Below are 26,480 nucleotides of genomic sequence, written 5' to 3'. Positions count from 1 at the left end.
CCGATGTTGAGCCTGACCCCGGCAGCGGGTGAGGCTGCCCCTCCGGCAACCCCGGCTGCGGCAGAGCAAGCGCCCGCAGCGGACCCGATCACCGCCGATGAAGCCCTGATCGATGGCCGCCGCCGCCCCGGCTATCAGAAAGTGCTGCCGGACCGGGTGGAGCAGGACAATCCCGGCGCGGTCAATGCGCCGCCGCCCGAAGCCTTCTACGACAAGTGGGCCGGAGAGGGCAGCCCGTCCGATCTCGTGCTCGATACCGGCGTGCCGGACCGCTGGCGCATCACCTCCTCGCTCTGCCCGAAGAAGGACAGCGCGACCGGCAAGATCAACACCGCGCTCTACACGCTGTTCCCGCGCCTGGCCTACATGTGCCATTCGCAGCTTGATCCCTTCCACCACAACACGCTGAAAGGGGATCGCCCGCTGGCCGATGGCAAGCGGCCGGGCTTCCTCAACGGCGACGACTGGTTCTTCATCGCCAATGGCGTGTCGGATACGGTGATCGAGCCGCGCAGTTTCCCTATTCCGGTCGGCAACCAGACGACGACCAATCCCGATTCCAATGATACCTTCGGCCGCAGCCACAGCCTCGTCCTCTCGCAGACGTTCATCGCCGGGTTCTCGCTGCTCAAGGGCGAAACCGCGTTCAAGCCGCCGGTGGTCGAATACCGCATCGCGATTGCGGGCAATATCAACCACGTGAGTGTGCCCGAGAGGCGCGTGCTGTTTGTCGAACCTTCGAAGGGCACCAAGCGCACCGATGGCTTCATCGGCCTGCAGGAAGCTTTCGTGGATTACCATATCGGCCGGTTCGATACGAAGCGGTTCGATTTCGTGTCCCTGCGCGTTGGTATTCAGCCGTTCCAGTCGGATTTCCGCGGCTTCCTGTTCAACGACAACCAGCTGGGCGTGCGCCTGTTCGGCAACCGCGACAACAACCGCGTGCAGTTCAATCTCGCCGCGTTCTGGCGGATCGAGAAGGAAACCAATTCCGGGCTCAACAACATCGCCGCGCCGCTGCGGCGTGACTGGATCCTGACCGCGAACCTCTATCGGCAGGATTTCCCGGTGGTCGGCCTCACCAGCCAGATTTCCGCAACCTGGAACATCAACCGCGACACGCGGATCATCACCGATGCCAACGGCTTTCCCGTGCGCCCCGCGCTGCTCGGCGATCTGCGCCCGCGCAAGTATGACGTGCTCTATCTCGGCTACGGGGTGGACGGGCACATCGGCCGCCTCAATCTCACGGGGCAGATCTATGGCGCGTTTGGCAAAGACCGTAACAACTACCTGACGAGCGAACCCGCCAAGATCCGCGCGTTCTTCGCCGCCGCCGAACTGAGCTATGATCGCGACTGGGCGCGCATCCGCGCCTCCGGCCTCTATGCCAGCGGCGACAAGGATCCCTACAGCCGCACCGAAACCGGCTTTGACGCGATCTTTGAAAACCCGCAGTTTGCCGGGGCGGACACGTCTTACTGGATCCGCCAGACGATCCCGTTCGCGGGCGGCGGGCGCGTCATTTCCGTGAATGGCCGCAACGGCATCCTCAATTCGCTGCGCTCCTCGAAAGAGCAGGGCCAATCGAACTTCATCAATCCGGGCACGGCGCTGGCCGGGCTGGGCGGCGATTTCGATCTCACGCCCAACTTGCGCGTCTCCACCAATGCCAACCACTTGTGGTTCGCCAATACCAAAGTGCTGCAAGTGCTGCGCAACGAAGGCTCGATCCCCAAGGCAATCGGGTGGGACTTGTCGGTCGCCACGATCTGGCGGCCCAAGGCGGCGCAGAACGTGGTGTTCCGCCTGTCCGGCGCGATGCTGGAAGCCGGGCAGGGCTTTCGTGATCTGTTCGACAAGCGCGGCCACGGGCGGCAATTCTATTCCGTGCTCGCCAACCTGACGCTGGCATACTGATGGGCAATCGACCGACCATGCACACCGGCCCCCGCTCAACCTCCAAGTCGTTGGCTGTATGGCTGGCGCTGCTGCTGGCCGCGCTCGGCGTGCCGAGTGCGCTCTGGGCTTCGGGTGAGGAAGTGGCGCAGAAGATCACGCACACGCGCGCGCCGCCCGCCCCGCGCGGCCAGCCCGGGGATACGGCGGCCGAGCAATGGGCCTATGTCGACAAGCAGAACGCCGGGTGCGTCAGCTGCCACACCAAGAGCGATCACCGCACGATGCACGCGAGCCCGGCGGTCGTGCTTTCCTGCGCGGATTGCCACGGCGGCAACACGAAGATCGTGGCAGACCGCAGCTGGAACCGCCATTCGATGGACTATGTCGCGGCGATGAAGGACGCGCATGTCCTGCCGAAGTTCCCGGCGGGGTGGAACTGGCCCAGCTCGGCGAACCCCAAGCGGTCCTATGCCCTCCTCGCCAAGGAAAGCCCTGAGTTCATCCGCTTCGTGAACCCCTCGGACTACCGCGTCGCGCGCGATTCCTGCGGGGCCTGCCACATGTCGATCATCGAGGCCTCGGAACGCTCGCTCATGAGCACCGGCGCGATGCTGTGGGGCGGCGCGGCTTATAACAACGGCATCGTGCCGTTCAAAAACTACATGTTCGGCGAGAGCTTTACCCGGCAAGGCGAACCGGCGCTGCTGAAGTCTGCATCGAAGCAGATCGGCCCCGATGGCAAACCGATGTGGGGCACCGTGACGCCGGCTGAAAAGGCGCGCGGCGCGCTGCCCATCCTATATCCCCTGCCCAAGTGGCACACGATCCCGCCGGGCGACATCTTCCGCGTGTTCGAGGACGGTGGGCGCACGATCAACCCGCAGTTCCCCGAAATCGGCCTGCCCAATTCCACCGGCCTGATCCAGCGCCTCGAAGAACCGGGCCGCCCGGACCTCAAGCAATCGAACCGCGGCCCCGCCACCGGCCTGCGCGTCGCGATCCCGGTGCTCAACATCCACAAGACCCGCCTCAACGATCCGTTCCTGTTCCAGATGGGCACCAACGACCAGCCGGGCGACTATCGCTCTTCGGGCTGCGCTTCGTGCCACGTGATCTACGCGAACGACCGCGAACCGCGCCACAGCATGAACTACGCGAAGTGCGGACGCGACGGGCAGACGATCACCGCCGATCCCACGATCAATAGCCTGCGCGAAGGCGAACACCGCAGCGGCACCTATGGCACCTATGATGCGGCCAAGCACGAAAGCCACGATAAGGTGCGCGGCACCGTGCTCGGCGGGCGCGGCAAGTATATGGGCGGCGACGCAACCGACCCCGAGGAATCGCATGACCGCGCAGGCGATTGCGCGCGCGCCATCGAATCTGCCGAACAGCTCGTCTATTCGCCCGCCACGGGCGCCGCGCCGCACGGCACGATGGACGAGCACAAGCTGAGCCAGGCCGAAGCCCACGCGGCTGCCGGGCTGGGCCATGATGGGCACCCCGCGTCCGATGGCCCCGTCCCGATGGAGCAGCGCGAACGCGGCCACCCGCTGGTCCACGCCTTCACCCGCGCGATCCCCACCGCGCAGTGCATGAATTGCCACATGCACCAGCCCAATATCTTCCTGAATTCGTTCCTCGGCTACACGATGTGGGACTATGAGTCAGACGCGCCGCGCATGTGGCCCGGACCTGAAAACACCGCACCCCGGCCCGAAGGCGTTTCGGACGCGGACTGGAACCGCGCGTTCAAGAAGCAGTTCCACCCCAACATGGCTGAAGCGCGCGAAGTGCTCGACCGCAACCCCGAGGGCGCAAGCACCCACGGGCTGTGGCGCGATGTGGAATTCCTGCGCAACGTCTACGATCTCAACAAGGACAACAAGGACACCCAGTTCGCCGACTACCACGGCCACGGCTGGAACTTCCGCGCGATCCTCAAGCGTGATCGGCGCGGCAACCTGCTCGACGATCAGGGTGACATGACGACTTACGGCACGGACAAGGCGCACATCGTCTCGCCCGATGATCCGGAGAAGTGGCGCAAGGGCAGCGAAGGCAAGTTCGTCGAAGCCGGGCCGGACAATCCGGGCAAGTCGGTCCACATGATGGATATCCACGCGCAACTGGGTATGCAGTGCGCCGATTGCCACTTCGCGGCAGACAGCCACGGCAATGGCCTGATCTATGGCGAAGTCGCCAATGCCGTTTCCATCGGCTGCAAGGACTGCCACGGCACGCCCGATGCCTATCCCACGCTGATGACCTCGAACCTAGCCGCGCCGGAAAAGGGTGAAAACCTCGCCCTGCTGCGCAACATGGACGGCCAGCGCCGCTTTGAATGGAGCACCGAGAACGGCCGCCGCGTGCTGATCCAGCGCTCGATCATCGACCCCAAGCTCGCCTGGCGCGTCAGCCTCGTGAAGGAATCGGTCGATCCGCAGTATCAGGGCGTGACCGAACCCAGCGGCAAGCCGGTGTTCAACCCCAAGGCCGCGCGGGCCAAGCTCATGGGCAAATCGGGTGCGGAGGACGGGATGTTCCGCTTCGGCCTCGGCGTGCCCAAGGCCGAACGCGCGCATGGCGACGACGACATGGCCTGCTTCACCTGCCACCTCTCGTGGACCACATCGTGTGCGGGCTGCCACTTGCCGATCGAGGCCAACTGGAAGTCTGCGACGCACAAGTACGACGAGGACTACACCCGCAACTACGCGACTTATAACCCGCAAGTCGCGCGCGATGACATGTTCCAGCTCGGCAAGCACCAGCGCAACAAGTCGTCGGGCTCCGATCCGGTGCAGTTCGATGCCTCGGGCAATCCGATAAGCGGAAAAGCGATCACCGCGCCGATCCGCTCGACTTCGGCGCTGATCCTGTCCTCGACGAACATCAACCGCGAGCGGATCTACGTGCAGCAGCCGCCGATTTCCTCGCCGGGCTATTCGTCACAGGCCTTCGCGCCGCACTTCCCGCACACGGTGCGCACGCAGGAAACCAAGCAGTGCACCGATTGCCACCTGAGCAAGGATGACGACAACAACGCGATCATGGCGCAGCTGCTCCTGCTCGGCACGAACTACGTCAACTTCGTTGGCATGAACGCGTGGTTCGGGCTGGACGGCGGGTTCGAAGCCGTCCGCGTCACCGAATGGGACGAGCCGCAAGCGGTTATCGGCAGCTACCTCCACCGCTACGCCTATCCTGATTTCTACAAGCAGCATGTCGAGAAGAATGGCCGCGAGCTCAAGAACTGGACCCGCGGGGCGATCTTCGACAAGAAACTGGCTGGCGAGACGACCGGCCGCGAGGAATTCACGAACATCACCAAGGGCACTTCGGATGCGGTGCGCTGCCTGCAGATGCGCGGTGAATACATGTTCGTCGCTGAAGGGAAGGGTGGTTTCCGGGCCTATGATATCGCCGCGATTGGCGACAAGGGCTTCTCCGAACGCATCGTGACCGCGCCGTTCTCGCCGCTGGGGCACGACACGCATATCGACACGCCGAACGCCACCTGCATGGCGCTGCCCACCAACCAGTCCATCGCACCCACCCGCAACACGCCCGAAATGCGTGAGGCAAACCAGGAGCAGCCATTCTCGCCGATCTACCACTACGCCTTCATCACCGATGCTGTGGAAGGCCTGATCGCGGTCAACGTCGATACGCTGGCCGATGGCGAGTTCCGCAACAACTTCTTCCGCCGCGCCGTCACCTTCAATCCGGACGGCGTGCTTTCGGGCGCGCGGCACATCACGCTCGCGGGCGATTACGCCTATATTCTTACCGACAAGGCGCTCGTGACCGTGCACCTGACAAAACCATGGTCGCCCGCTGCCCCTTGCGAGGTCTCCGACAGGAAGGGCGGCGAGACCTGCCTCGATCCGAAGGTGACCTCGGTCGTCCCCTTGCGCGATCCGCGCGCGACGGCAGTGCAGTTCCGCTACCTCTGGGTGACGACGGCCAACGGCCTCGAACTGATGGACGTCACCAATCTCGCCAAGCCCCAGCCGGTGCCGGGCGCGACAGTGGCGCTCGATGATGCCCGCCGCGTCTATCTCAGCCGCACGTATGCTTATGTCGCCGCGAAGAAGCAGGGGCTCGTCATCGTCGATGTGACGGCCCCCACGCGTCCGTCGATCTATCAGGCCTTCACGGCGGGCGGCCAGTTGACCGACGCGGAGGATGTGATCGTCGCCTCCACCAACGCCTCGCTGTTTGCTTACGTGGCGGACGGGGTGGGCGGCGTGAAAGTGCTGCAACTGACCTCGCCCTCAAGCCAGCCCAATTTCTACGGCTTCTCGCCGGAACCCAAGCCCGAACTGATCGCCTGGGCGAAGACGCCGAGCCCGGCGCTGGCGCTCTCCAAGGGCCTCGACCGGGATCGCGGCGTGGACGAGACCGGCGGCCAGATCGCGATCTTCGGCCGCCTCGGCTCGCGCCCGTTCAACCGGCAGGAAATGGAGGAGTTGTTCCTCAACAAGGCGGGCGTGCCGTTCAAGGTGAGCAACGCGGTGGACATGGCGATGTGGGTGGGCGCGAAGACCGCGCCGCAACTGATGGCGGCGCGGCCCTGAGGCTTGGGGACCAAGCGCGTCTCAGGCATCATCCAGCAGCAGCAGCGCCAGTTCCAGCGTCATCGCCGGTTCGGGCAGCAGCACCTGATCCAGCCGCACCACGGCCGCGTCGGCCACCAGCGTGCGCGCAATCGTGAACTCGTGATCGGGCAGCGCCGCCATCAGCGTCTCTGCCGCGTCGCAGGCTTCCCAGCCTTCATAGCGCAGCACGATGGTGTGGCGGGTGCCGGCAAAGGTCACGCTCGCCCACGGCGCTTCGCTGTGCTCCATGAGGTCCGCCTGCGGCCCGGCCAGCGCAAGGACAGCGCGCAGCAGGCGCTCTCCGGGGCTGATCCGCACGCGCGGATGGGGCTGTGTGGCAGGCGCTTCCGGCTCGGACTTGCGCTCGAAGGCCGGTTGGGGGAAGAGCTGGGCGGGGAACAAGCGATCAAGCCACATGGCGGTTACTCCGGTAAGTGTTCATGAAATGTTCTACACGTGCTGCTGTCGCGGGACGGGGTTCGCGGCCATTGCGCAAATCATCGACAAAGCGCGGATCGTGCGTGGCCAGCCGGCCAAACTTGGTGCGCGGCATGTCGTGGAGGGACAGGAACCTCTCGATCTTGCGTATCAGCATGGCCTCGGTCTCCGTAACGAGTCGAAATAGGATTTTTCTTATGTTGACGGATTAATCCTACAGATCTAGGAAAAATCCTTCGAATATGGAGGTAGGGAATGGATTCCCGAATCGAGACGCAACAACAGGGTGAATCGCCGATGGATCCGGCCCGCCAGCGCCTCGTCGCGCTCGCGGCAGAGCGCGGGGTCAGCCTCTCCGCGCTCTCAGGCCTGCTGGGGCGCAACGCGGCCTATCTCCAGCAGTTCGTGCGCAAGGGCTCCCCGCGCAAGCTGGAGGAAAACGACCGCCGCACGCTGGCTGAGTTCTTCGGCGTGGATGAAGGCGAGCTTGGCGCACCCACGCGGGAGACGGTGCAGGTGGTTGGGGCGGGCGCTCCACCAAAAGCCGCCGATTGGGCCGATATTCCGCGCCTGCCGCTCGGCGCTTCCGCTGGCCCCGGCACCGTGGCGCTCGATCCTGCGCCGATTGACCGCCTGCGCTTTTCCGGCCGCTGGCTGCGCCAGCAGGGCCTCGAACCCGGCATGCTCAGCGTGATCGAGGTCGAGGGCGATTCGATGGAGCCGACCTTGCGCGATGGTGACGAGATCCTGGTGGACCGCGCCCCGCGCCCCTTGCGCAGCGGGCTCCACGTGATCCGGCTCGATGATGTGCTGCTGGTGAAGCGGCTCGAACCCGGCTCGGCGGGCACGCTCCTCGTGATCAGCGACAACCCGGCCTACCCGCGCATGGAACGCGCGCGCGCCGATGTGGCGGTGCTGGGCCGCGTCGTGTGGAAAGGCGGGCGCATCTAGGATTTTTCCCCCTCCGACCTGCCTTCGGCAGGCCACCTCCCCATTTGCCCCTTCGACAAGCTCAGGGGAAAATGGGGAGGGCCTTCCTGATCCTCCCCATTTTTGCAGAGCACAAATGGGGAGGTGGCGCGCGCGAAGCGCGTGACGGAGGGGTTGCCTTGCTCGCGTCCAAGCGCCAACTAGAACGCCATGACCGAAACCGCCCCGCAAGCGCCGCTCAAGGCCGCCATCATCCCCGTCACGCCGCTCCAGCAGAACTGCACGCTGATCTGGTGCACCAAGACCATGCGCGGCGCGTTCATCGATGCGGGCGGGGATATCGAACGGCTCCGCGCGGCGATTGAAAAGTCCGGCGTCACCATCGAAAAGCTGCTCGTAACCCACGGCCATATCGATCACTGCGGGATCACCGGCGTGCTGGCGAAGGAACTCGGCGTGCCCATCGAAGGCCCGCACGAGGCGGACCGCTTCTGGATTTCGCGGCTCGATGAAGATGGCAAGCGCTGGGGTATTCAGGGCGAAGTGTTCGAGCCGACACGCTGGCTGAACGATGGCGACACTGTCACCGTGGGCGAGGTTGAGCTCGACGTGATCCATTGCCCCGGCCACACGCCCGGCCATGTCGTGTTCGTCCACCAGCCCTCACGCTTTGCCGTGGTGGGCGATGTGATCTTCCAGGGCTCGATCGGGCGTACCGATTTCCCGATGGGCAACCATGCCGAATTGATCGCTTCGATCACCGAAAAGCTTTGGCCGCTCGGCAATGATATTATGTTCGTTCCCGGCCACGGGCCGAACAGCACCTTCGGCCGGGAACGTCAGACCAACAGCTTCGTCAGCGATTACAATCTGATGCAGTAGTTTTTCAGCTCATCGCGCTCATTATCGCCCAGATGGCAAGGCCAAGCTGGGTAAGCAGCGTGATGATCGTGCCGATCATCCGGCCCACGCCAAGGCTGCCGCCTTCCATGCCCAGCCCGTGTGCCACACGGCCCAGCATGAACAGGCCTGCCACGGCCGCCAGCGCGGTGCTGCCGGTATGCGCGAATTCGAGCGCGGCGATCATCACCAGCACGATCGGCGTGTTTTCATTGAAGTTGGCATGGGCGCGCATGCGCCGGATCAGCTTGTCGTTGCCGCCATCGCCGACCGAAACCTTTTCGGCGGTACGGACCTGACCGCAGCGGATCGAAAGCCAGATATTGATCAGCGCGGCTGCGGCAACGGCGCTGAGTGTGATGGGCAAAGTCATGAGCAGGTCATCTCCCCTTTGGGTCTTGTTGTTGCACCCTGCGCCTCTCGTAGCCGCCCGGAGCTTGCAAAGCATCCAGAATTCCGTATAGGCGCGCCTTCGCCCGCGATTGGCGATTCCAGCTTGCTGCCGAACTTCAGCCGGGCCGCGATGAAAACGCGCTTGGACAGGGGTTGTGCATGGGGCCGGGATTGCCTATCGCGCTAGCCCGTAGACGACTTCAAGATCAGGAACAGGTGCCGCAATGGCCGTCCCCAAAAGAAAGACCTCGCCCTCCCGCCGGGGCATGCGTCGTAGCCACGATGCGCTGAAGGTTGATGCCTTCCACGAATGCTCCAACTGTGGTGAGCTGAAGCGCCCGCACATGCTGTGCGGTGCCTGCGGGCACTACAACGGCCGCGAGATCATCGCCGTCGGCCTCTGATTTCGGCTGAGGGGGAGACAGCCGGGTTATGGCACTGCCGCGTATCGCTGTAGATGCGATGGGCGGCGATGTGGGCGTGCGCGTCATGATCGAGGGCGCCGCACTCGCGCGTCGCCAGCACGATCAGTTCAAGTTCCTGCTGGTTGGTGATGAAACCGCCATCAAGCAGGCGCTTGCGCCGCATCCCAATCTGCGTGCAGCCTCCGAAATCCTCCATGCACCCGATGTTGTCGCGGGCGATGAAAGGCCCACGCTGGCTCTTCGCCGTGCGCGCACGACATCGATGGGCCTCGCCATCGATGCGGTGAAGCGCGGTGAGGCCGGCGCTGCCGTCAGCGCGGGCAATACCGGCGCGCTCATGGCGATGTCCAAAGTCGCGCTGCGCATGATCCCTGGGATCGACCGACCCGCGCTGGCCGCACTCGTGCCGACGCTGGGCGATCACGATCTCGTCATGCTCGATCTCGGCGCGAACACCGAGTGCGATGCGCGCAACCTTGTGCAGTTTGCGATCATGGGCTCGGCCTATGCCCGCATCGTGCATGGCCTTGCCGAACCGCGCGTGCGCCTGCTCAATATCGGCACCGAAGATATCAAGGGCACCGATGAACTGCGCGATGCCGCCGCCATGCTCAAGCAGGCAGGCGAGTCGCTCGCCTTCCGTTTTGATGGCTTCACCGAAGCGGACAAGCTTTCGCGCGGCGATATCGACGTCGTCGTTACCGATGGGTTCACCGGCAACATTGCGTTGAAGGCAATGGAAGGCGCGGCACGCTTCGTGGCAGACCTCTTGCGCCGTAGCTTCTCCAGTTCGCTGCGTTCCAAGTTCGGCTTCCTGATCTCGAAGCCCGCGACAGAACTGCTCAAGCATCATCTCGATCCCAACAATCACAACGGTGCCGTGTTCCTCGGCCTCAACGGCGTTGTCGTGAAAAGCCATGGCAATGCTTCCGCTCTCGGCGTGGCGCATGCGGTGGCCGTCACCGCGCGGCTGCTGTCCGAACGGCTGACCGAACGGATCGCGGCAGACCTTGCCGATGCCGGTCACGATGCAGTGCGCGGCGCCGCCACGCGCGGGCGCACAGCACCTCAAACTCCTGGAGCTTCGGCATGACGCTGCGTTCGGTCATTCGCGGCAGCGGTTCTGCATTGCCCGCCCGCGCCGTTTCCAACGCCGATCTGGCGACCATGATCGATACGACCGACGAGTGGATCGTCGAGCGTACCGGCATCCGCAACCGCTATATCGCGGGTGAGGGCGAAACCACCGCCACGCTGGCGACCGAGGCCGCGCGCAAGGCGCTCGATGCTGCTGGCATGGCACCGGGTGATATCGACCTGATCGTGCTGGGCACCTGCAGCCCGGATCAGACCTTCCCCGCCACGGCCACCATGGTGCAGCACGCGCTGGGCTGCCGTCCGGGCGGGATCGCGTTTGATGTCGCGGCGGTCTGCTCCGGCTTCCTCTATGGCCTGGCCACGGCGGATGCGCTGCTGCGCACGGGCGCGGCCAAGTGCGCGCTGGTGATCGGCGCTGAAACCATGAGCCGCCTGCTCGATTGGGAAGACCGCACGACTTGCGTGCTGTTCGGCGATGGCGCGGGCGCTGTCGTGCTCGAAGCGGCCGAAGTCGATGCCAGCGATCCCCGCGCGCCCGGCATTCTGGAAACACGCCTTCACGCCGATGGCGCGCAGCACGATCTGCTCTACATGGACGGCGGACCATCGAGCACCGGCACCGTGGGCAAAGTGCGCATGAAGGGCCGCGAGGTTTTCCGCCACGCCGTGGTCAATCTGGCGTCGGTGCTTGAAGAGGTGCTGGAGGCGGCGGACTGTGCTGCAACCGATGTCGATTGGGTGGTGCCGCATCAGGCCAATGCCCGCATTCTCGATGCCACCGCGCGCAAGCTCGGCCTGCCACCGGAAAAGGTGGTGATCACGGTCGACACCCACGCCAACACCAGCGCGGCATCGGTTCCGCTGGCCTTCGATACTGCGGTGCGGGACGGGCGGATCAAGCCCGGCGACCTTGTCATGTTCGAGGCGATGGGCGGCGGATTCACCTGGGGGGCCAGCCTCGTCCGCTTGTGATTTCCCCAGCGAAGATTGCAATGCCTCGCAGTTTTCGTTGCAGACCAATGCATTGGCCGATAAAATACCTTAGAAACCGGATTGTAAAGCTTGGCAGACACTGTATTGTGTCAAGCTGACTTGTCGCTTTGGTATCGGGGGAATCGGGGATGCGTTCAGTGGGGACTCTTACGCGCGCAGATCTTGCAGAAAGCATCAATCGCCGCGTCGGTCTGTCGCGTGCAGACTCGCTCGGGCTGGTCGAGGCGATCCTCGATCACATGTGCGAAGCCCTGGCAGAGGGTGAGAATGTAAAGATTTCCGGGTTCGGTACCTTTCTGCTACGCGATAAGGCGGAGCGGATTGGCCGCAACCCCAAGACCGGCGTGGAAGTGCCGATCACCTCGCGCCGGGTCATGACCTTCCGCGCGAGCCAGATGTTGAAGGATCGGATCGCTGCCAGCAGTTGATACCCCGGGATCCGCGCCGATTGCCGTTCCTGTCTTTCAGGACGGCAAGGCGCCAGACGCCTTGCGCACGATCGGTGAGGTAGCCAAGGCGCTCGGCCTCAAGCAGCATGTCCTGCGCTATTGGGAAGAGCAGTTTCCGACGCTGAGGCCGCTCACCCGCGCAGGCGGCCGCCGCTATTACCGCGCCGAAGACATCGCGCTCCTCGCCCGCATCGACCAGCTGCTCCACCGCGAAGGCTACACCATCCGCGGCGCGAAGCTGGCGCTTGTGGGGAAGGGTGAGGAAGCGCCTGCCGCAGCCGCGCCTGCTCCTGCACCGCCTGCGTCCAGCTCGGCTATGCCCGAGCAAGCCGAGATCATCTCGGCCTTGCGTATCCTGCGCCGCCACCTTGAAACGATCCGGGGCAAGCTGGCGGCGGCCTTGGACGATTGAGCGGCTCGTCGTGCTGCACAAGGATGGCTGATCGACAGCTCCTGGCGAGCACGGATTGGCGCAGATACGGAAAGCGGGATGGTGCATGAAATTCTCATCAGAATTTCCGCGCGTGTTTGCTGCTCTGGCTGCCGTGGCTATGCCATGTGCGGCAGTCGCAGCGCCCGAACCCGTGATGGTGAACCTGCCGTCCGGTTCGCGTGTTGCCACGTGGACCCTTCCAGCGGCCTCTGATCGCAAGCATCAGACCCCGATCATATTCCTTCATGGCGGGCCAGGCCTCTACGTCGAAGATCGACGGCTGGAGGAAGGCGCGGTTTTTCGGCAGCTCGGCTTTGCGACCATCTACTTCGATCAAGCGGGCGGTGGCCGCTCTGATCGCTTGCCGGTTGCGGAGTATTCGTTTGCCCGGGCGGTTGCCGATCTGGAATCCTTGCGCGTTTCGCTCGGTCAGGACCGCGTCATTCTCTGGGGCAATTCCTATGGCGCTGCACTTGCTGCAGTCTATGCTCAGCAGTTCCCCGGCCGCGTCGCGGCATTGATCCTGACCTCCCCCGGCATGTTTCCCGGGCTCGATGCGAGGCGAGACTATAGCGTGACCGCGCGTGACAAAGTTGAATACAGCCCAGCCATACGCGATGCGATGGGCCGGATCGACCGATCCGCGCCCGAAGCGGAAAAGCAGATATCCCAAGTCGCGGCTGGCCAGTTGTTCGACCAGATTGTGAGCGAGGAACTGCTGGACGGGGTTGTGTGCAAGGGCGCATCCATTCGCCCACCGGTTCTGCCGGGTGGCGGCAACCTTTATGCCGCACGTGCAATTTCTCGTGATCTGAAGCGCGTGAAACTCCCGCCAGAGAGCGCGACCCACGTCCCGACCTTGATCATTCGGGGGACGTGCGATTTCATACCGGCCAGCAGTGCCGAGCGTTATCGGTCGTTCTTCGGCGGCACGCTTGTGACGGTCCAGGGCACCGGCCACGGTCTTATTGAACACCGCGAGGAGGTGGATGCGGCGTTGCGCGCTTTTGTCGAGACTGATCTTGGCGCACTGCGATTGCCCTGAAACCGGGCCAATGTCCTTGCGCCCCGGCGCAAAACCTCGAAGCCTCAATCGTTGAGCGTAGGCCCCAGATCCGGGTCCAGATCGCGCGGCCGCATCAGCGAAATCAGCTTGCCGCAGCGCTCGTCAAGGTCCGCCCAGCGTTCGATGGCGAGTTCCATCACCGCGAAAGTCGCGGTCGGGAACTTCACTTCCACTTCCTCGCGCAGCGGGCTGTTGCCGTCGTCGGGCACGAGATCGAAGATCAGGTCTTCCAGCCCCGGATTGTGGCCGATCATCAGCACGCTTTCCGGCTCGCCCGATAGCTCGCGCAGCAGGTCGATCAGTGTGGCGGAACTCGCCAAGTAGATCCGCCGATCCCACTCGACCGGGAACGTGTGTCCCCAGGCCTTGCAGGCTTCCTCGATCGTTTCGGCCACGCGCACGGCGGGCGAGGCGATGATTCGGTCGAAGCGCAGGCACGTGTTCTTGATGTATTCGCCCATCGCCTGCGCCCCGCGCACCCCACGCGCATTGAGCGGCCGATCAAAATCCCGCGCCCGCGCGTCGGACCAGTCGGACTTCGCATGGCGCAAAAGAGCGAGCGTCTTCAAGCGCGGTTCTCGTCGATCTTGCTGAGCGGCAGAGGCGTGTTCACACCTTCAGAAACACTGCCCGCCACGCTTTGTAAAGCCGCATCGAGTGTCACGCGGCGCACTGGCGTGCCTGCGGGAAAAGCACTGAGGAGCCGTGAGGGGAAGGCGGACGACAGCACCACGAAATGCCCCTTGTCGGTTCCGGTGCGGATCAGCCGACCGAACGCCTGCGCCAGCCGCGCGCGGATGATGCGGTCGTCGTGTGCTTGGCCGCCCCCGCCAAACTTCTCCGCATGGGCCAGCCGCCGCGCGCGGTGGAGGATCGAGGGCTTGGGCCAGGGCACTTGCTCCATCACCACCAGCCGCAGCGAATGGCCCGGCACGTCCACCCCGTCACGTAGCGCATCAGTGCCGAGCAGCGAGGCGCGCGGATCGTCGCGGAAAATGTCGACCAGCGTGCCGGTATCGATCGGATCGACATGCTGGGCAAACAGCGGCAGCCCGCCGCGCGCCAGCCGGTCGGCAATCCGGCCATAGACCGCGCGCAGCCGCCGGATCGCGGTAAACAGCCCCAGCGCGCCGCCGCCCGAAGCTTCGATGAGGCGGCCATAGGCATTGGCCAGCGCCGGGATATCGCCGCGCGGCACGTCGGTGACGATGAGGACTTCGGCATTGCGCGCATAATCGAACGGGCTGGGCGCGGCGAACACATGGGGTCGCACGCCCAGTTGCGGCGCGCCGCTGCGCTCCACCGCGCCCGACCAGTCGCCGCTCTGCGTCTCCGCCCCGTCAGACAGCGTGGCGGACGTCAGCATGACGCCGTGCGCGCCCGCCAGCACGGTTTCGGCAAACGGCTTCATCGGATCGAGATAGCGCCGGTGCAGCCCAATATCCCATTCGCGGCCCTCGGACCGTTCCAGCGCCAGCCAGTCGACAAATTCCGGATCGCTAGGACCGCCCAGCCGCGCGAGCAGGCTGATCCAGCCCGCCAGCAGGTCCGTGCGCCAGCCGATGGCCCCGCGCGCGCCTTCGATCCGCGCGCGCGCCGGGCCGTCGAGCCAGTCCGGCCCGTCCTCGATCAGCGCCTCCAGCCGCAGCGCTAGGCGCATCAGCGGCTGGCGCAGCCCTTCCAGCGCTTCCTGCGCGCGGCCTGCCACTTCGATGAACGCGCCGCCCAGTTGCGCCGCCTCGGTCTCCAGCCCGTAGCCCGCTTCCTGCCCGCCGCTTTCGTCCCGCGCGAAGACCAGCGCGCGCGTCTCGGCCAGCAGGTCTTCGATCGGGCCAAAGGGCGCACCATCCACGATCCGTGCCAGCCAGCCATCGCCGGGCAAGGTGCTGGCTGCCTCGCGCGCATCGGCAATCGCGCGCGCGCCCTCGTCGTCATAGCTCGACACATCGGCCAGCCGCGCCGCAAGGCCCCGCCGCCGCCCGCGCGACGTGCCTTCGGGGCCGATCACCCAGCGCCGCAGCTCCACCGTTTCCGCGCCGGTCAGCGCCGCAGCAAAGGTGCTGTCTGCGGCATCGAACACGTGGTGCCCTTCGTCGAACACGATCCGCGTGGGGCGCTGCGCCGGTTCGCGCGCGCGGGCGGCGTTGATCATCACCAGCGCATGATTGGCAATCACCAGCTCCGCGCCCGCCGAGGCCCGCGCCGCGCGTTCGATGAAGCATTTGCGGAAATGCGGGCACCCGGCATAGACGCATTCGCCGCGCTGATCGGTCAGCGCCGTGATCCCCCGCTTGCGAAACAGCGTGCCGAGCCAGCCGGGCAGATCGCCGCCGATCATGTCGCCGTCCTGGCTATATGCCGCCCAGCGCGCCACCAGCTGCGCCATGATCGCGGGCCGCCCGGTAAAGCCGCCCTGCAGCGCGTCTTCCAGATTGAGCAGGCACAAGTAATTCTCGCGCCCCTTGCGCACCACCACTGGCGGGCCGGGACGGCCGCTGCGCTCGGGAGGAAACGCCGCGCGGCTCTCGCGCCGCAGCTGCCGTTGCAGCGCCTTGGTATAGGTCGAAACCCAGACCGTCCCGCCAGAACGCTCTGCCCACAGCGAGGCGGGCGCGAGGTAGCCGAAGGTCTTGCCGGTGCCGGTGCCTGCTTGCGCCAGCACCATATGCGGCTGGCGCTGCTGGCCGCGCGGGCCGAACATTGCGCCTGCCGCCCGCGCATAGGCCTGCTGCGCCGGGCGGCTCTCTGCGTCTGCCCCGGTCAACTGCGCAAGCCGGGCGGTGATGGCTTCGTCCTCAAGCACGATCTGCGCAGGCTGGGGCGGCTCGGGCGCTTCTTCCCATTCGGGCAGGCGTGCAAACAGCCAGCGCTCGGCACGCTGCGGCTGGGCAATGCGCGGGCTGAGCAGCCCAGCCCAGGGCCAGCGCATCCGCACCAGCGATTGCAGCGCGCTCCATGCCCCTTCGCGCTCGGGCCAGGCGGGGTTCTCGCACATTGCGAGCAAGGCCGCTGCCGCCGCTTGCAGCAGCGCGGGCACGCCGTCGTCGCTGGCCGGTTCCGCCAGTCCCAGCGCCTGCGCCAGCCCCTTGGGCGTCGGCACCATGAACCGCGCGGGGTGGATGAACGCGTAAAGCTCCAGCAGATCGAGCCCGGACAAGTCCGGATAGCCCAGCCGGCTCGCCACCAGCGGCGCATTGAGCATCAGCAGCGGCGTATCGGCCGCCGCCATGATCGCCTCACCCTTGCCCACGGGGCGCGTGCCCACGTGGTCCCGCAGCCAGCAACCGCTGTGGCTGGCGTGGAGTGCGGCCAAAGGGGTTGAGGGGAGGGGCGTGTCACTCATCGTCCGGCACTAAAGAGGAAAGCCGGGCAGGGGGCAAGGCGCACCCCTACGTGCTTTCCCCCATGCACTTCACACCGAGTTGCAGGGCGCTTGCCTTAAATCCGGCAAGGTATGGCCGTCCTGGCCTTTCGGGACATGAACGGGGCCCCACGCCTCGCCCATAGTGGAGAATGGGATCATGGCAGTTATCAATACGAATATCAGTGCGATCCGCGCCTCGAACGCGTCTAACAGCGCCTCGAAGATGGCCGGTGTCGCAATGGAGCGCCTGTCGACCGGCAAGCGCATCAACGGCGCCAAGGACGATGCCGCCGGCCTTGCGATCACCACCACCATGACCTCGCAGATCAAGGGCATGGGGCAGGGGATTCGCAACGCCAACGATGGCATCAGCTTCGCGCAGACCGCCGATGGCGCGCTGAACGAAGTGACCGCGATGCTGCAGCGCATCCGCGAACTCGCGATTCAGGCCAAGTCGGCGACCTATACCGATACTGATCGCACCTCGATGCAGTCCGAAGTCGCCAACCTCACCGCGCAAGTCAGCGAAGTGCTGGAAAAGACCACGTTCAACGGCACCAAGCTGTTCACCGTCGTCGGCGCAGCGCCTGCGGCCAACGGTGCGGACGATGCCACGTTCTCGATCCAGACAGGCAGCAACACCACCGACACCGTGGACCTGCGCAGCAAGGCGATTGATGGCACCAAGCTGTTTGGCGGCACCAACACCACCTACAATTCGGCGACCGCCCCGCAGGCCATCGACGTCAGCACCGCCGTGCTGGCTGGCACCACGATGGACAACGTCGATGCCTCGCTCACGTCGATCAACGCGGCGCGCGCCGAATTCGGCTCGGGCCAGAACCGGCTTGAATCGGTGGTCAACAACCTGACGGACAACGTCACCAACCTCTCGGACGCGCGCAGCCGTATTCTCGATACCGATTATTCGGCGGAAACGACCGCGATGGCCAAGGCTCAGATTCTGAGCCAGGCGTCTACGGCGATGATCGCGCAGGCCAACCAGGCCCAGCAGAACGTCCTCTCGTTGCTCAAGTAAGGCTCTCTCCCCTCCCGCTTGCGGGAGGGGCCGGAGGCCTCAGGCCTCGGCCTTGCGCTCCAGCAGCAAGCCTTCGAGCCGCCCCACGTCCGGCACGGCAAACACTTCGAACCGCTCGATCACCTTGTCGCCGTCGCTATCGGTGCGAGTACCGGTCTGGATCCGCAAGCTGCCATAGCCGTCCGCATCGGCGGTCACATCGATCGGCCCCATCTGCGCAAACAGCACACTCGCGCTCTCGCGCTTCCTGCCCGCCGTCACGCGCACAATGCGCCGGTCGGTCAGGCCGAAGATCGTCTGCGCGGCCTTACTCCGCGCCTTGAACGGCAACGAAAGCATTTTCAGGCCGATGCCGATAAACGGCAGGCCGAACAGCGGGAAAATGATCCCGAAGCTCCATTGAATGCCAAGCGGCGTATGCGTGCTGCCCAGCCACGGCAGCAAGGCCATCGCCTCCCAGAACAGCGCAAACGCCGTCCACGGCACGGCGAAAAACCAGATCGCGAACGGTGCGCGCAGCCGTGCGGGATCGGGCCTGCCGCTCCACAGCAGGCGCTCGCCCGGCATCAGTTCGCGCCGCAGGATCGAATCGAGGTCTTGCGAGGGGTCTGGCATGATCATCAGCTGACCATGCCACGCACCGGTTATTCCCGCGTTACGCCTCTTCAAACCCCACGAACGTCGCCGCCTCGGCCACCGACTTGCGCTCGGAAACCACGGCATTGGCCGGGAAGCTCTCGTCCGGCCAGCCCAGCGCGATGCTCTTCATGATCACCTGATCATCCGCGATCCCGGCATGTTCGCGCACCACGGGCGATTGCATGATGCCCTGGCTGTTGATCACCGTGCCCAGCCCGCGCGACCATGCTGCATTGACCAGCGCATTGACCACGCCGCCGCAATCGAACGGAGTATCGTCGCTGCCCGAAAGCACTTGGTCATAGGTCACGATCACGCAGACCGGCGCATCGAACTGGCGGAAACCGCGCAGCACCCAGTCCTGCCGCTGCTCGGCGTTGTCGCGCGCGATGCCCATCGCGGAAAACAGCTGCTTGGCCACGCCGATCTGCCGCTCACGGTGCACGCCCGCAAACGCCTCACCCCGGCGAAACTCGCGGCTATCCGGCACGCCCGCCAGAATGCGCTCGGTATTGCCCTGCCGGATGCGGGCCAGCGGCTCGCCGGTGATCACGTAGAAATTCCACGGCTGCGTGTTCATCGAAGTCGGCGCGCGCATCGCGATATGCAGCACTTCCTCGATTAGCTTCTGCGGCACCGGATCGGGCTTATACCCCCGTATGCTGCGCCGCCCGAGCATGACCTCATCGAATTTCATAACCTCTCCCAATCCTTCTTTGCCCAATCGGTAGCGACCCCGTGCCCCCGCGCACAAGCTTTTCCTTGCGCTGAAGGGGGCCATCCGCAAAAGGGTCAGCACTATGGAAAACGCAGAAAACCCCGCACCGCTTGATCTTCTCACCGCCAGAGTGACGGAAGCTGCCTTGGCCTCCAAGGCCTGGCCGTTCGAGGAAGCGCGCAAGCTGGTCAAACGCTTCCCCGGCGGCAAGCGCGATGCGAACGGTGATCTCGTCCCCGTCTTGTTCGAGACGGGCTACGGTCCCTCGGGCCTGCCGCATATCGGCACCTTCCAGGAAGTGCTGCGCACCACCCTCGTGCGCCGCGCCTATGAAACGCTCACCGGTGGCCACCCGACGCGCCTGATCGCTTTTTCGGATGACATGGACGGCCTGCGCAAGGTGCCGGACAACGTGCCCAACAAGGCTGTGCTGGCCGAAAAGCTCGGCCACCCGCTCACCCGCATTCCCGATCCCTTCGGCACGCACGAAAGCTTCGCGCACCACAACAATGCGATGCTCTGCACCTTCCTCGACCAGTTCGGCTTCGAGTACGAATTCGTCTCGGCCAGCGATCGCTACAATTCCGGGCAGTTTGACGATGCGCTGAAGAACGTGCTCGCCAAGTACGACGCGATCATGGCCATCATGCTCCCTACTCTGCGCGAGGAGCGCCGCCGCACTTATTCGCCGGTCCTGCCGATCAGCGAGAAGAACGGCGAAGTGCTGCAAGTGCCCATCGAAGTCGTCGATGCGCAGGCGGGCCTCGTGCGGTTTGAGGATCAGGGCGAAATGGTCGTCCAGTCGATCCTCGGCGGCAAGTCCAAGCTGCAATGGAAGGTCGATTGGGCGATGCGCTGGTGCGCGCTCGGCGTCGATTACGAGATGTGCGGCAAGGACCTGACCGACAGCGTCACCCAGTCCGGCCGCATCACGCAAGTCCTCGGCGGCAAGCGCCCCGAAGGCTTGATCTACGAGCTGTTCCTCGATGAGAACGGCGAGAAGATATCCAAGTCCAAGGGCAACGGCCTCACCATCGAGCAGTGGCTGGAATACGGCAGCGAGGAAAGCCTCGGCTTCTACCTGTTCCGCGAGCCAAAGAGCGCCAAGTCGCTCCACGCCGGGATCATCCCCCGCGCGGTCGATGAATACTGGCAGTTCCGCGAGAAGCTGCCCAGCCAGCCGGTCGAGCAGCAGCTCGGCAACCCGGTATGGCACTTGCTGCGCGCCAATGGCTATCACGGCGGTGACGGTGATACGCTTCCCGTCACTTACGGCCTCCTGCTCAACCTCGTCGGCGTGCTGGGCGCGCAGGCGACGCGGGGGCAGGTCTGGTCGTACCTCGCCAACTATGTCGAAAACGCCGATCCCGCGGCGCATCCCGCGCTCGATACGCTGGTCACCTCGGCGCTCGCCTACAACCGCGATTTCGTCGCCCCGACGCTCAAGCGCCGCAAGCCCGAACCGAACGAGGCCGCAGCCCTCGCCGCGCTCGATGCCGAACTCGCCGCGACCGAAGATGGCGCCAGCGCCGAAGACCTCCAGACCATGGTCTACGAAATCGGCAAGGATCCGCACTACGGCATCGGCGCGCTGCGTGATTGGTTCAAGGCGCTTTACGAAACGCTGCTGGGTTCGGCCCAAGGCCCCCGCATGGGCAGCTTCATCGCGCTCTACGGGATCGAAGGCACGCGGCGGTTGATTGCGGAAGCGCTGGAGGGCGTCGAACTGCCGACGGAGTGAGACAAGGCTGGGAGTGCCATCTTCGCGCGACTCCACACAGTCTCTACTTCGTCGCCCCGTGCTCGACACGGGGCCGGGCTGCCTTTCGCCGCATACCGCTAGTCCAGCAGGTACACCCAATCGGGATTATCGGCCCTGATCAACGCGCTCGTCCACATGTGGAGTCGTGCGGAAGCCAAGGTCATCAAAACTGTTCCTCCTTCGGAGGCACGGGGCGGCCATGCGTGATCGCACGAAGCTCGTCCAAGTTGTTGTCAGATGAAATTATCTGAAAATCGGAGAGCTCAATGAATGTGCGTGGTGCGGTTTGCACATGTCCGATGATTCCGGTTTTGTAAGTAAAAGTACCTCGAATACACACTCGTCCATATAGCGCATTTCGTTCAGGGATTTTGGAAACGGCTTGTCCCAGCCTGTTTGCGTCTGCTCTTGATGTGGTAACAACGTCAGTGATCCGGCCGTCAATATTCGCAAACGACCCCTCGCCCATCACTGTTGTGATAATGCAATGAAACCTGACTGATTTTGTGGTCCAATCATAAGCTGGTTTCGATTTTTCTGTTTCTTTGCAGGAAGCCAGAAAAAATGCGAGGAAAATCAGAAGGATACCGGATTTCCGCATATCTCTGGTATCCCCGCCTAAAACCAAGGCCGCGCGCGGTACCACTTCGTCACGATATACTTGACGCCCCGCTCCACCGGCATCCCGGCGTGCAAGGTCAGCGGGTTGGGCTTCCCGCCCGGCCCCATGTTGTTCCACACCAGCAGCGCGCCCTTCTGCGGCGGCACCGAGATCGGCACTTTGGGAAACTCGGTCGCCCCGCCTGCCTCCACCGCGCTCAGATAGCCCATCGCGGTCCAGCTGCGCTGCCCGCCGCGCTTCACTTCGGTTGGCCAATAGGCGGCTGATGTATCGAAATAATCGAAGTGCGCGCGAAACTGCTGGCCCGGTTCATAGCGCTGGCCCTGAACCACTTCGCCAAAGTCCGGATCGATGCCGAGGAAATCGTCGATCCGACGCTCGATCATGCGGATGAACGGATCGCTGCTGTCAACGTCGCCGGTGTAGCTCGTTCGCCCGCTATCGGCATTGCCATGATAGGTGGGGGAAGGGCGCGCTACCGCATCAACCATCGCGATCAGCCGCGTGCATTCCTCGGCACTGAAGAAATCGGCCACGCCGTAAAGCTCGATGCCATCCACCGGCAGGCGATAGGCGCTGGGATCCGCTTCCAGCCGCGCGCGCACCCGTTCGCCCACTTTGGCCAGCAAGGGCGCATCCTGATCGGTGGAGGTGCGGCGGAACTTCATCATCGCGCGGTCATGCCGCAGCCGTCCGCCGCTGCCAAGTGGCAGGAGGTAAGGCCCGGACCTTGCGAAATGTGAACGACCTGAGGCTTGTCAGTAGAATGGTAACTAAAGTTACAACCGAACTGGACTATATTCTCATACGCTGGGCTTACCTATATTGCGCAATATGGTTACATATATCCCGCGATTGACAGTTGATCGATCATGAAAACCCTTGGGTCGCCAAGCCGAAAAGACTGACCATGCAAAAGCCACTGCCATATCTCCGGCAGCCCAGCGGCGGGGCGAACCAGGTGATCGGCATGGCAGGTCAGGGCCGAAACGGGTCAGGCGATTCCTTGGAAAATGAGGAGTTGGTCTTGGACGGGCATGTCGACTTGGATGCGGAAACCCTCCGCATCGCCAAATTGCTGTATGAAGCGCGCCGCCGCCGCGATGCAGCAAGCTCGGTCAAAGGCCTTTTCGGAGAGCCGGGCTGGGATATCCTGCTGGACTTGTTCATCGCCCGCAAAACCCGCACGGCGCTGCAGGTTTCCAGCGTTTGCGCCGGTGCGGGCCTGCCTTCCACCACGGTTTTGCGCTGGATCGCCCGGCTGGAACGCGAAGGCCTGATCGTGCGCGTGGCCGATCAGGAAGACGCCCGCCGCCGCTACGTCAGCCTCACCACCCGCGGTCTGCGGCTCACCACATCCCTGCTGGATGCGATCGGCTCCATCGGCTGAACACCCCGGATTGGCCCGGCGCTTCAGGGCAGCCGGGCCAGCACATCCCGCGCGAAGGCCGATAGGGTGTCATCGCGCGCCCCCATGATCACGATGCGGTCGCCGCTCCGCGCCAATTCCGCCATCCGCGCGCCGCAATCGGCGCGGGCGGGGATATGCTCCGCCGTGCCGCCGTGCGCCCGGATCAGCTGGACAATCCGCTCGCTGCCCACCGAACGGTCCACCGTCCCGCCGAAATAGACCGGATCGCACAGGATCGCGGTGTCTTCCGCGCCCAGCCGCGTGGCAAGCACTTCGGCCAGTTCCGCCCCCATCTGGCGCAGCGGCCCATAGCCGTGCGGCTGGAAGAACGCGATCACCCGGCCCGGATGCGCCTTCAATGTAGCCAGCGTGGCCGCCACTTTCTCCGGATTGTGCCCGAAATCGTCGATCACCGTCACGCCCGCAGGGCTGGTTCCCACCACATCGAACCGCCGCGCCAGACCGGCATAGCCTGCCAGCGCCTGCACCGCATCGCCCAGCGGCACACCCGCCGCATGGGCCGCCGCCAGCGCGGCAAGTGCGTTGGAGAGGTTGTGCCGCCCAGGTACGTTCAGGCTCAGCCGATGGCGCTCGCCAATGCGGCGATGCTCGACTTCGGCAAAAATGCCTAGGTGCGATTCGGCAATACTGCCGGGTAGGACCCCGATATCGGCTTCGCTCTGCCTTATGCCAAAAGTTAGCAGAGGCGCCCGAGCCGTAGCGGCAAGGGCCGCGCTTTCCGCATCATCAAGATTGACCACCGCCGTGCCTGCCCGGTTCAGGAAATCGCCAAACAGGCTGCGCAGTTCCTCAAGGCTCTTGTGATCAAGGCTCACGTTGTTGAGCACGGCGATGGTCGGCACATAGGCTGCGATCGAACCGTCGCTTTCGTCCACTTCGGAAACGAACGGCCCCGCAGGCCCGCCCACGCGCGCGCTGGCAAAGGGCGCGTCGGCGCGCACGAAGTTCTTCATCACCGCGCCGTTCATGATCGTCGGATCACGCCCGCAGGCCGTCAGGATCCACCCCAGCATGCCTGTCACGGTCGATTTGCCGCTGGTCCCGGCAATGCCGATGCTGGTGCCTGCCGCGTTGAACAAGGCCGAAAGCAGTTCCGCGCGCCGCATCCGCTGGCAACCCAGTTCGCCCGCGCGCACCATTTCGGGCACCGTGTCTTCCACCGCCGCCGAAGCCACCAGGATCTGCTGCGCCGAAGTGATCCCGCTCCCGTCCTGCGGATGGAGCGCGAAGCCCAGACTTTCCAGCCACGCGAACTTTTCCGGCGTGCGCCCCTGATCGCGGCTGCGGTCCGATCCCGCCACGTCGGCGCCCTTGCCCTTCAGGATCAGTGCGAGCGGCAGCATCCCCGAACCGCCGATGCCGCAAAAGAACCAGGGCTGCGCCGTAAGGCTTGTGGTGTCGTCCATGCTCATGGCCCAATTCGGTATGCGCCCTTGCCGCGCAGCGCAACCGGGTTAGGGTGCGCCATGCCTCACCACGCCGTTCGTGTTGCCATCTGCGCGCCTGCCCGCCCGATCACGCCCGCCGATGCCGCCGCCGTCACCGCGCTGGCGGCGGATATGCCGCAGCTGGATTTGATGTTTCACCCGCAGTGCTTTGCCAAAGCAGGGCATTTCGCAGGAACCGACGCCCAGCGCCTCGCGGCCCTGCTCGAATGCGCCAACGATCCGGCGTTCGATGCGGTGTGGTTTGCCCGCGGCGGCTATGGCTCGAACCGCATTGCCGAGGCCGCCATCGCAGGCATGAACGATGCCGCCCGCACCAAGGCCTTCCTTGGCTATTCCGATACCGGCTACCTGCTGGGCGGGCTCTACCGCGCCGGGATCGGCCAGCCCGCCCATGCGCCGATGCCGGGCGATATCCGCCGCGAAGGCGGGGCAGAGGCAGTGCGCCGCGCCTTGCGCTGGCTGGCGGGAGAGCGCTGGGATGAAGAACCTGCCGCCGACGGCCACCCCCGCGCCGCCTTCAATCTCACCACGCTCGCCATGCTCTGCGGCACGCCCTTGATGCCCGATCTCACCGGCCATGTCGTACTGGTCGAGGAGGTTTCCGAACACCTCTACGCGGTCGACCGCTTGTTCTTCCACATCACCGCGCACCTTGGCGGGGTGGCGGGCCTGCGCCTCGGCCGGATCGGCGATGTGCCTGAAAACGATGTGCCCTTCGGCGCGGATGAAGAAGCCATCGCCCGCGATTGGTGCGCGCGCAGCGGCATTCCCTACCTCGGCCGCGCCGATATCGGCCACGATATTGATAACAAGATTGTCGCATTCGGGCTTGAGGCGACCCTTCCGAATCACTAGGCGCGCTGCTTCACAGCAGGAGTTTGTTGATGCGGGCATTCGTTTTTCCGGGGCAGGGCAGCCAGAAGCTGGGCATGGGCGCAGAGCTTGCCGCCGCCAGCGCCGCTGCGCGCGAGGTGTTCGAGGAAGTCGATGACGCGCTCGGCCAGAAGCTGTTTGCGCTGATGACGCAGGGGCCGGAAGACGAACTCACGCTGACCGCCAATGCCCAGCCCGCGATCATGGCCAATGCCATTGCGGTGCTGCGCGTGCTGGAAAAGGAATGCGGTCTCGTGCTGGCCGACAAGGCGCAGTTCGTGGCGGGGCACAGCCTGGGCGAATATACCGCGCTGTGTGCTGCCGGGGCGTTCAGCCTTTCCGATACCGCCCGCTTGCTGCGCCTGCGCGGGTCCGCCATGCAGGCCGCCGTGCCGGTGGGCGAGGGCGCAATGTGCGCGCTGCTCGGGGCTGAAATCGATCAGGCTGCCGCGCTCGCCGAAGCCTCCGCGCAGGGTGAAGTCTGCACCGTTGCCAACGACAACGCGCCCGGCCAGGTCGTGCTTTCGGGCCACACCGGCGCGATTGAACGCGCCATCGCCGGTGCGAAAGACCACGGCATCAAGCGCGGGATGCTGCTGCCCGTCTCCGCCCCCTTCCACTGCCCGCTGATGCAGCCCGCCGCCGATGCCATGGCCGAGGCGCTGGAGCACACCCCGCCGGGGCCGCTGCGAGTCACGCTCATGGCCAACGTCACCGCTGCCCCTGTCACCGATCCCGCCGAAGTGCGCCGCCTGCTGGTCGAGCAAGTCACGGGCCGCGTCCGCTGGCGCGAAAGCATGATCGCGCTGGGCGCGGCAGGCGTCACGCATTTCGTCGAACTCGGCGGCAAGGTCGTCGGCCCGATGATCACCCGAACCGTGGCTGACGTGGCGGTTGCCAGCCTCGTCGGCATGGCCGATATCGAAGCCTTCGCGAAGGAACTCTGAGC

General features: G+C 64.8%; 24 protein-coding genes. 15 read left to right on the top strand and 9 right to left on the bottom strand.

Annotated features, from left to right (window positions below):
* Positions 1 to 3: 3 nt before the first annotated feature.
* Together CFE35_RS09170 and CFE35_RS09165 are read left to right on the top strand one after the other, a co-directional pair.
* Complete coding sequence (locus CFE35_RS09170) at positions 4 to 1,920, top strand: hypothetical protein (RefSeq protein WP_292930232.1); 1,917 nt, start codon at positions 4 to 6, stop codon at positions 1,918 to 1,920.
* A gap of 17 nt (positions 1,921 to 1,937) precedes the next feature.
* Positions 1,938 to 6,488 (top strand): multiheme c-type cytochrome, encoded by a 4,551-nt coding sequence (locus CFE35_RS09165; RefSeq protein ID WP_292930230.1) that lies wholly within the window; start codon positions 1,938 to 1,940, stop codon positions 6,486 to 6,488.
* 21 nt (positions 6,489 to 6,509) lie between these two features.
* Here the strand turns inward: CFE35_RS09165 and CFE35_RS09160 are convergent, their stop codons facing one another.
* Both CFE35_RS09160 and CFE35_RS09155 read right to left on the bottom strand, forming a co-directional pair.
* Positions 6,510 to 6,926, bottom strand: a complete 417-nt coding sequence (locus tag CFE35_RS09160) for a hypothetical protein (protein ID WP_292930228.1) — start codon at positions 6,924 to 6,926, stop codon at positions 6,510 to 6,512.
* A complete protein-coding gene (locus tag CFE35_RS09155) occupies positions 6,916 to 7,104 on the bottom strand; it encodes a hypothetical protein (RefSeq protein ID WP_292930226.1) in 189 nt (62 codons plus the stop codon). Before CFE35_RS09155 ends, CFE35_RS09160 begins: the two co-directional genes overlap by 11 nt.
* Before the next feature lie 98 nt (positions 7,105 to 7,202).
* Here CFE35_RS09155 and CFE35_RS09150 point away from each other — a divergent pair, with 98 nt between their 5' ends.
* Together CFE35_RS09150 and CFE35_RS09145 are read left to right on the top strand one after the other, a co-directional pair.
* On the top strand, positions 7,203 to 7,898 hold the full coding sequence (locus CFE35_RS09150) for a LexA family transcriptional regulator (protein ID WP_292930224.1): 696 nt from the start codon (positions 7,203 to 7,205) through the stop codon (positions 7,896 to 7,898).
* A gap of 189 nt (positions 7,899 to 8,087) precedes the next feature.
* Positions 8,088 to 8,759, top strand: a complete 672-nt coding sequence (locus tag CFE35_RS09145; protein ID WP_292930222.1) for an MBL fold metallo-hydrolase — start codon at positions 8,088 to 8,090, stop codon at positions 8,757 to 8,759.
* 4 nt (positions 8,760 to 8,763) lie between these two features.
* On the opposite strand, the gene CFE35_RS09140 is transcribed toward CFE35_RS09145, so the two are convergent.
* Positions 8,764 to 9,150, bottom strand: a complete 387-nt coding sequence (locus CFE35_RS09140) for an MAPEG family protein (RefSeq protein WP_292930220.1) — start codon at positions 9,148 to 9,150, stop codon at positions 8,764 to 8,766.
* 244 nt (positions 9,151 to 9,394) lie between these two features.
* Here CFE35_RS09140 and rpmF point away from each other — a divergent pair, with 244 nt between their 5' ends.
* From rpmF to CFE35_RS09110, 6 genes are all read left to right on the top strand, one after another.
* Positions 9,395 to 9,574: a 50S ribosomal protein L32 gene (rpmF, locus tag CFE35_RS09135; RefSeq protein ID WP_292930218.1), complete on the top strand. Its 180-nt coding sequence runs from the start codon at positions 9,395 to 9,397 to the stop codon at positions 9,572 to 9,574.
* A 28-nt stretch (positions 9,575 to 9,602) separates the two neighbouring features.
* On the top strand, positions 9,603 to 10,688 hold the full coding sequence (plsX, locus tag CFE35_RS09130) for a phosphate acyltransferase PlsX (RefSeq protein ID WP_292930216.1): 1,086 nt from the start codon (positions 9,603 to 9,605) through the stop codon (positions 10,686 to 10,688).
* Positions 10,685 to 11,665: a beta-ketoacyl-ACP synthase III gene (locus CFE35_RS09125; protein ID WP_292930214.1), complete on the top strand. Its 981-nt coding sequence runs from the start codon at positions 10,685 to 10,687 to the stop codon at positions 11,663 to 11,665. Before plsX ends, CFE35_RS09125 begins: the two co-directional genes overlap by 4 nt.
* Positions 11,666 to 11,814: 149 nt before the next feature.
* Positions 11,815 to 12,114, top strand: coding sequence for an integration host factor subunit alpha (locus CFE35_RS09120; RefSeq protein ID WP_292930212.1), 300 nt, complete (start codon positions 11,815 to 11,817; stop codon positions 12,112 to 12,114).
* Between the two features lie 61 nt (positions 12,115 to 12,175).
* The gene (locus CFE35_RS09115) at positions 12,176 to 12,547 is read left to right on the top strand and encodes a MerR family transcriptional regulator (protein WP_292930210.1); all 372 of its coding nucleotides are present in this window, start codon (positions 12,176 to 12,178) and stop codon (positions 12,545 to 12,547) included.
* A gap of 175 nt (positions 12,548 to 12,722) precedes the next feature.
* Complete coding sequence (locus CFE35_RS09110) at positions 12,723 to 13,613, top strand: alpha/beta hydrolase (protein ID WP_292930208.1); 891 nt, start codon at positions 12,723 to 12,725, stop codon at positions 13,611 to 13,613.
* Between the two features lie 44 nt (positions 13,614 to 13,657).
* Here the strand turns inward: CFE35_RS09110 and CFE35_RS09105 are convergent, their stop codons facing one another.
* Together CFE35_RS09105 and CFE35_RS09100 are read right to left on the bottom strand one after the other, a co-directional pair.
* Entirely contained in the window at positions 13,658 to 14,203 is a 546-nt protein-coding gene (locus tag CFE35_RS09105) for a histidine phosphatase family protein (protein WP_292930206.1), read from the bottom strand.
* Positions 14,200 to 16,977 carry an ATP-dependent DNA helicase gene (locus CFE35_RS09100; protein ID WP_292930204.1) on the bottom strand — a complete coding sequence of 926 codons (2,778 nt, stop codon included), beginning with the start codon at positions 16,975 to 16,977 and terminating at the stop codon, positions 14,200 to 14,202. The genes CFE35_RS09105 and CFE35_RS09100 overlap by 4 nt, the downstream gene beginning before the upstream one ends.
* A 178-nt stretch (positions 16,978 to 17,155) precedes the next feature.
* Between CFE35_RS09100 and CFE35_RS09095 the strand changes: the two genes are divergently transcribed.
* Complete coding sequence (locus CFE35_RS09095) at positions 17,156 to 18,037, top strand: flagellin (protein ID WP_292930202.1); 882 nt, start codon at positions 17,156 to 17,158, stop codon at positions 18,035 to 18,037.
* Between the two features lie 39 nt (positions 18,038 to 18,076).
* Here the strand turns inward: CFE35_RS09095 and CFE35_RS09090 are convergent, their stop codons facing one another.
* The gene (locus CFE35_RS09090) at positions 18,077 to 18,658 is read right to left on the bottom strand and encodes a hypothetical protein (RefSeq protein ID WP_292930200.1); all 582 of its coding nucleotides are present in this window, start codon (positions 18,656 to 18,658) and stop codon (positions 18,077 to 18,079) included.
* 34 nt (positions 18,659 to 18,692) lie between these two features.
* On the bottom strand, positions 18,693 to 19,373 hold the full coding sequence (locus CFE35_RS09085; RefSeq protein ID WP_292930198.1) for a nitroreductase: 681 nt from the start codon (positions 19,371 to 19,373) through the stop codon (positions 18,693 to 18,695).
* A gap of 103 nt (positions 19,374 to 19,476) precedes the next feature.
* Here CFE35_RS09085 and CFE35_RS09080 point away from each other — a divergent pair, with 103 nt between their 5' ends.
* On the top strand, positions 19,477 to 21,135 hold the full coding sequence (locus CFE35_RS09080) for a lysine--tRNA ligase (RefSeq protein ID WP_292930196.1): 1,659 nt from the start codon (positions 19,477 to 19,479) through the stop codon (positions 21,133 to 21,135).
* A gap of 639 nt (positions 21,136 to 21,774) precedes the next feature.
* Here CFE35_RS09080 and CFE35_RS09075 read toward each other — a convergent pair.
* On the bottom strand, positions 21,775 to 22,449 hold the full coding sequence (locus tag CFE35_RS09075) for a 2OG-Fe(II) oxygenase (RefSeq protein WP_292930194.1): 675 nt from the start codon (positions 22,447 to 22,449) through the stop codon (positions 21,775 to 21,777).
* Positions 22,450 to 22,805: 356 nt separating this feature from the next.
* Between CFE35_RS09075 and CFE35_RS09070 the strand changes: the two genes are divergently transcribed.
* Positions 22,806 to 23,168 (top strand): winged helix DNA-binding protein, encoded by a 363-nt coding sequence (locus CFE35_RS09070; RefSeq protein WP_292930192.1) that lies wholly within the window; start codon positions 22,806 to 22,808, stop codon positions 23,166 to 23,168.
* Positions 23,169 to 23,191: 23 nt separating this feature from the next.
* On the opposite strand, the gene CFE35_RS09065 is transcribed toward CFE35_RS09070, so the two are convergent.
* Entirely contained in the window at positions 23,192 to 24,616 is a 1,425-nt protein-coding gene (locus CFE35_RS09065) for a Mur ligase family protein (protein WP_292930419.1), read from the bottom strand.
* Positions 24,617 to 24,676: 60 nt separating this feature from the next.
* On the opposite strand from CFE35_RS09065, the gene CFE35_RS09060 reads away from it, so the two are divergent.
* Positions 24,677 to 25,513 carry an LD-carboxypeptidase gene (locus tag CFE35_RS09060; RefSeq protein ID WP_292930190.1) on the top strand — a complete coding sequence of 279 codons (837 nt, stop codon included), beginning with the start codon at positions 24,677 to 24,679 and terminating at the stop codon, positions 25,511 to 25,513.
* Between the two features lie 29 nt (positions 25,514 to 25,542).
* Complete coding sequence (gene fabD, locus CFE35_RS09055; RefSeq protein WP_292930188.1) at positions 25,543 to 26,478, top strand: ACP S-malonyltransferase; 936 nt, start codon at positions 25,543 to 25,545, stop codon at positions 26,476 to 26,478.
* Positions 26,479 to 26,480: the final 2 nt, after the last annotated feature.

The organism is Novosphingobium sp. PASSN1, assembly GCF_002278815.1.
Note: the sequence above shows the minus strand (reverse complement) of the source record. Positions and strands in the feature narration are given on the sequence as shown.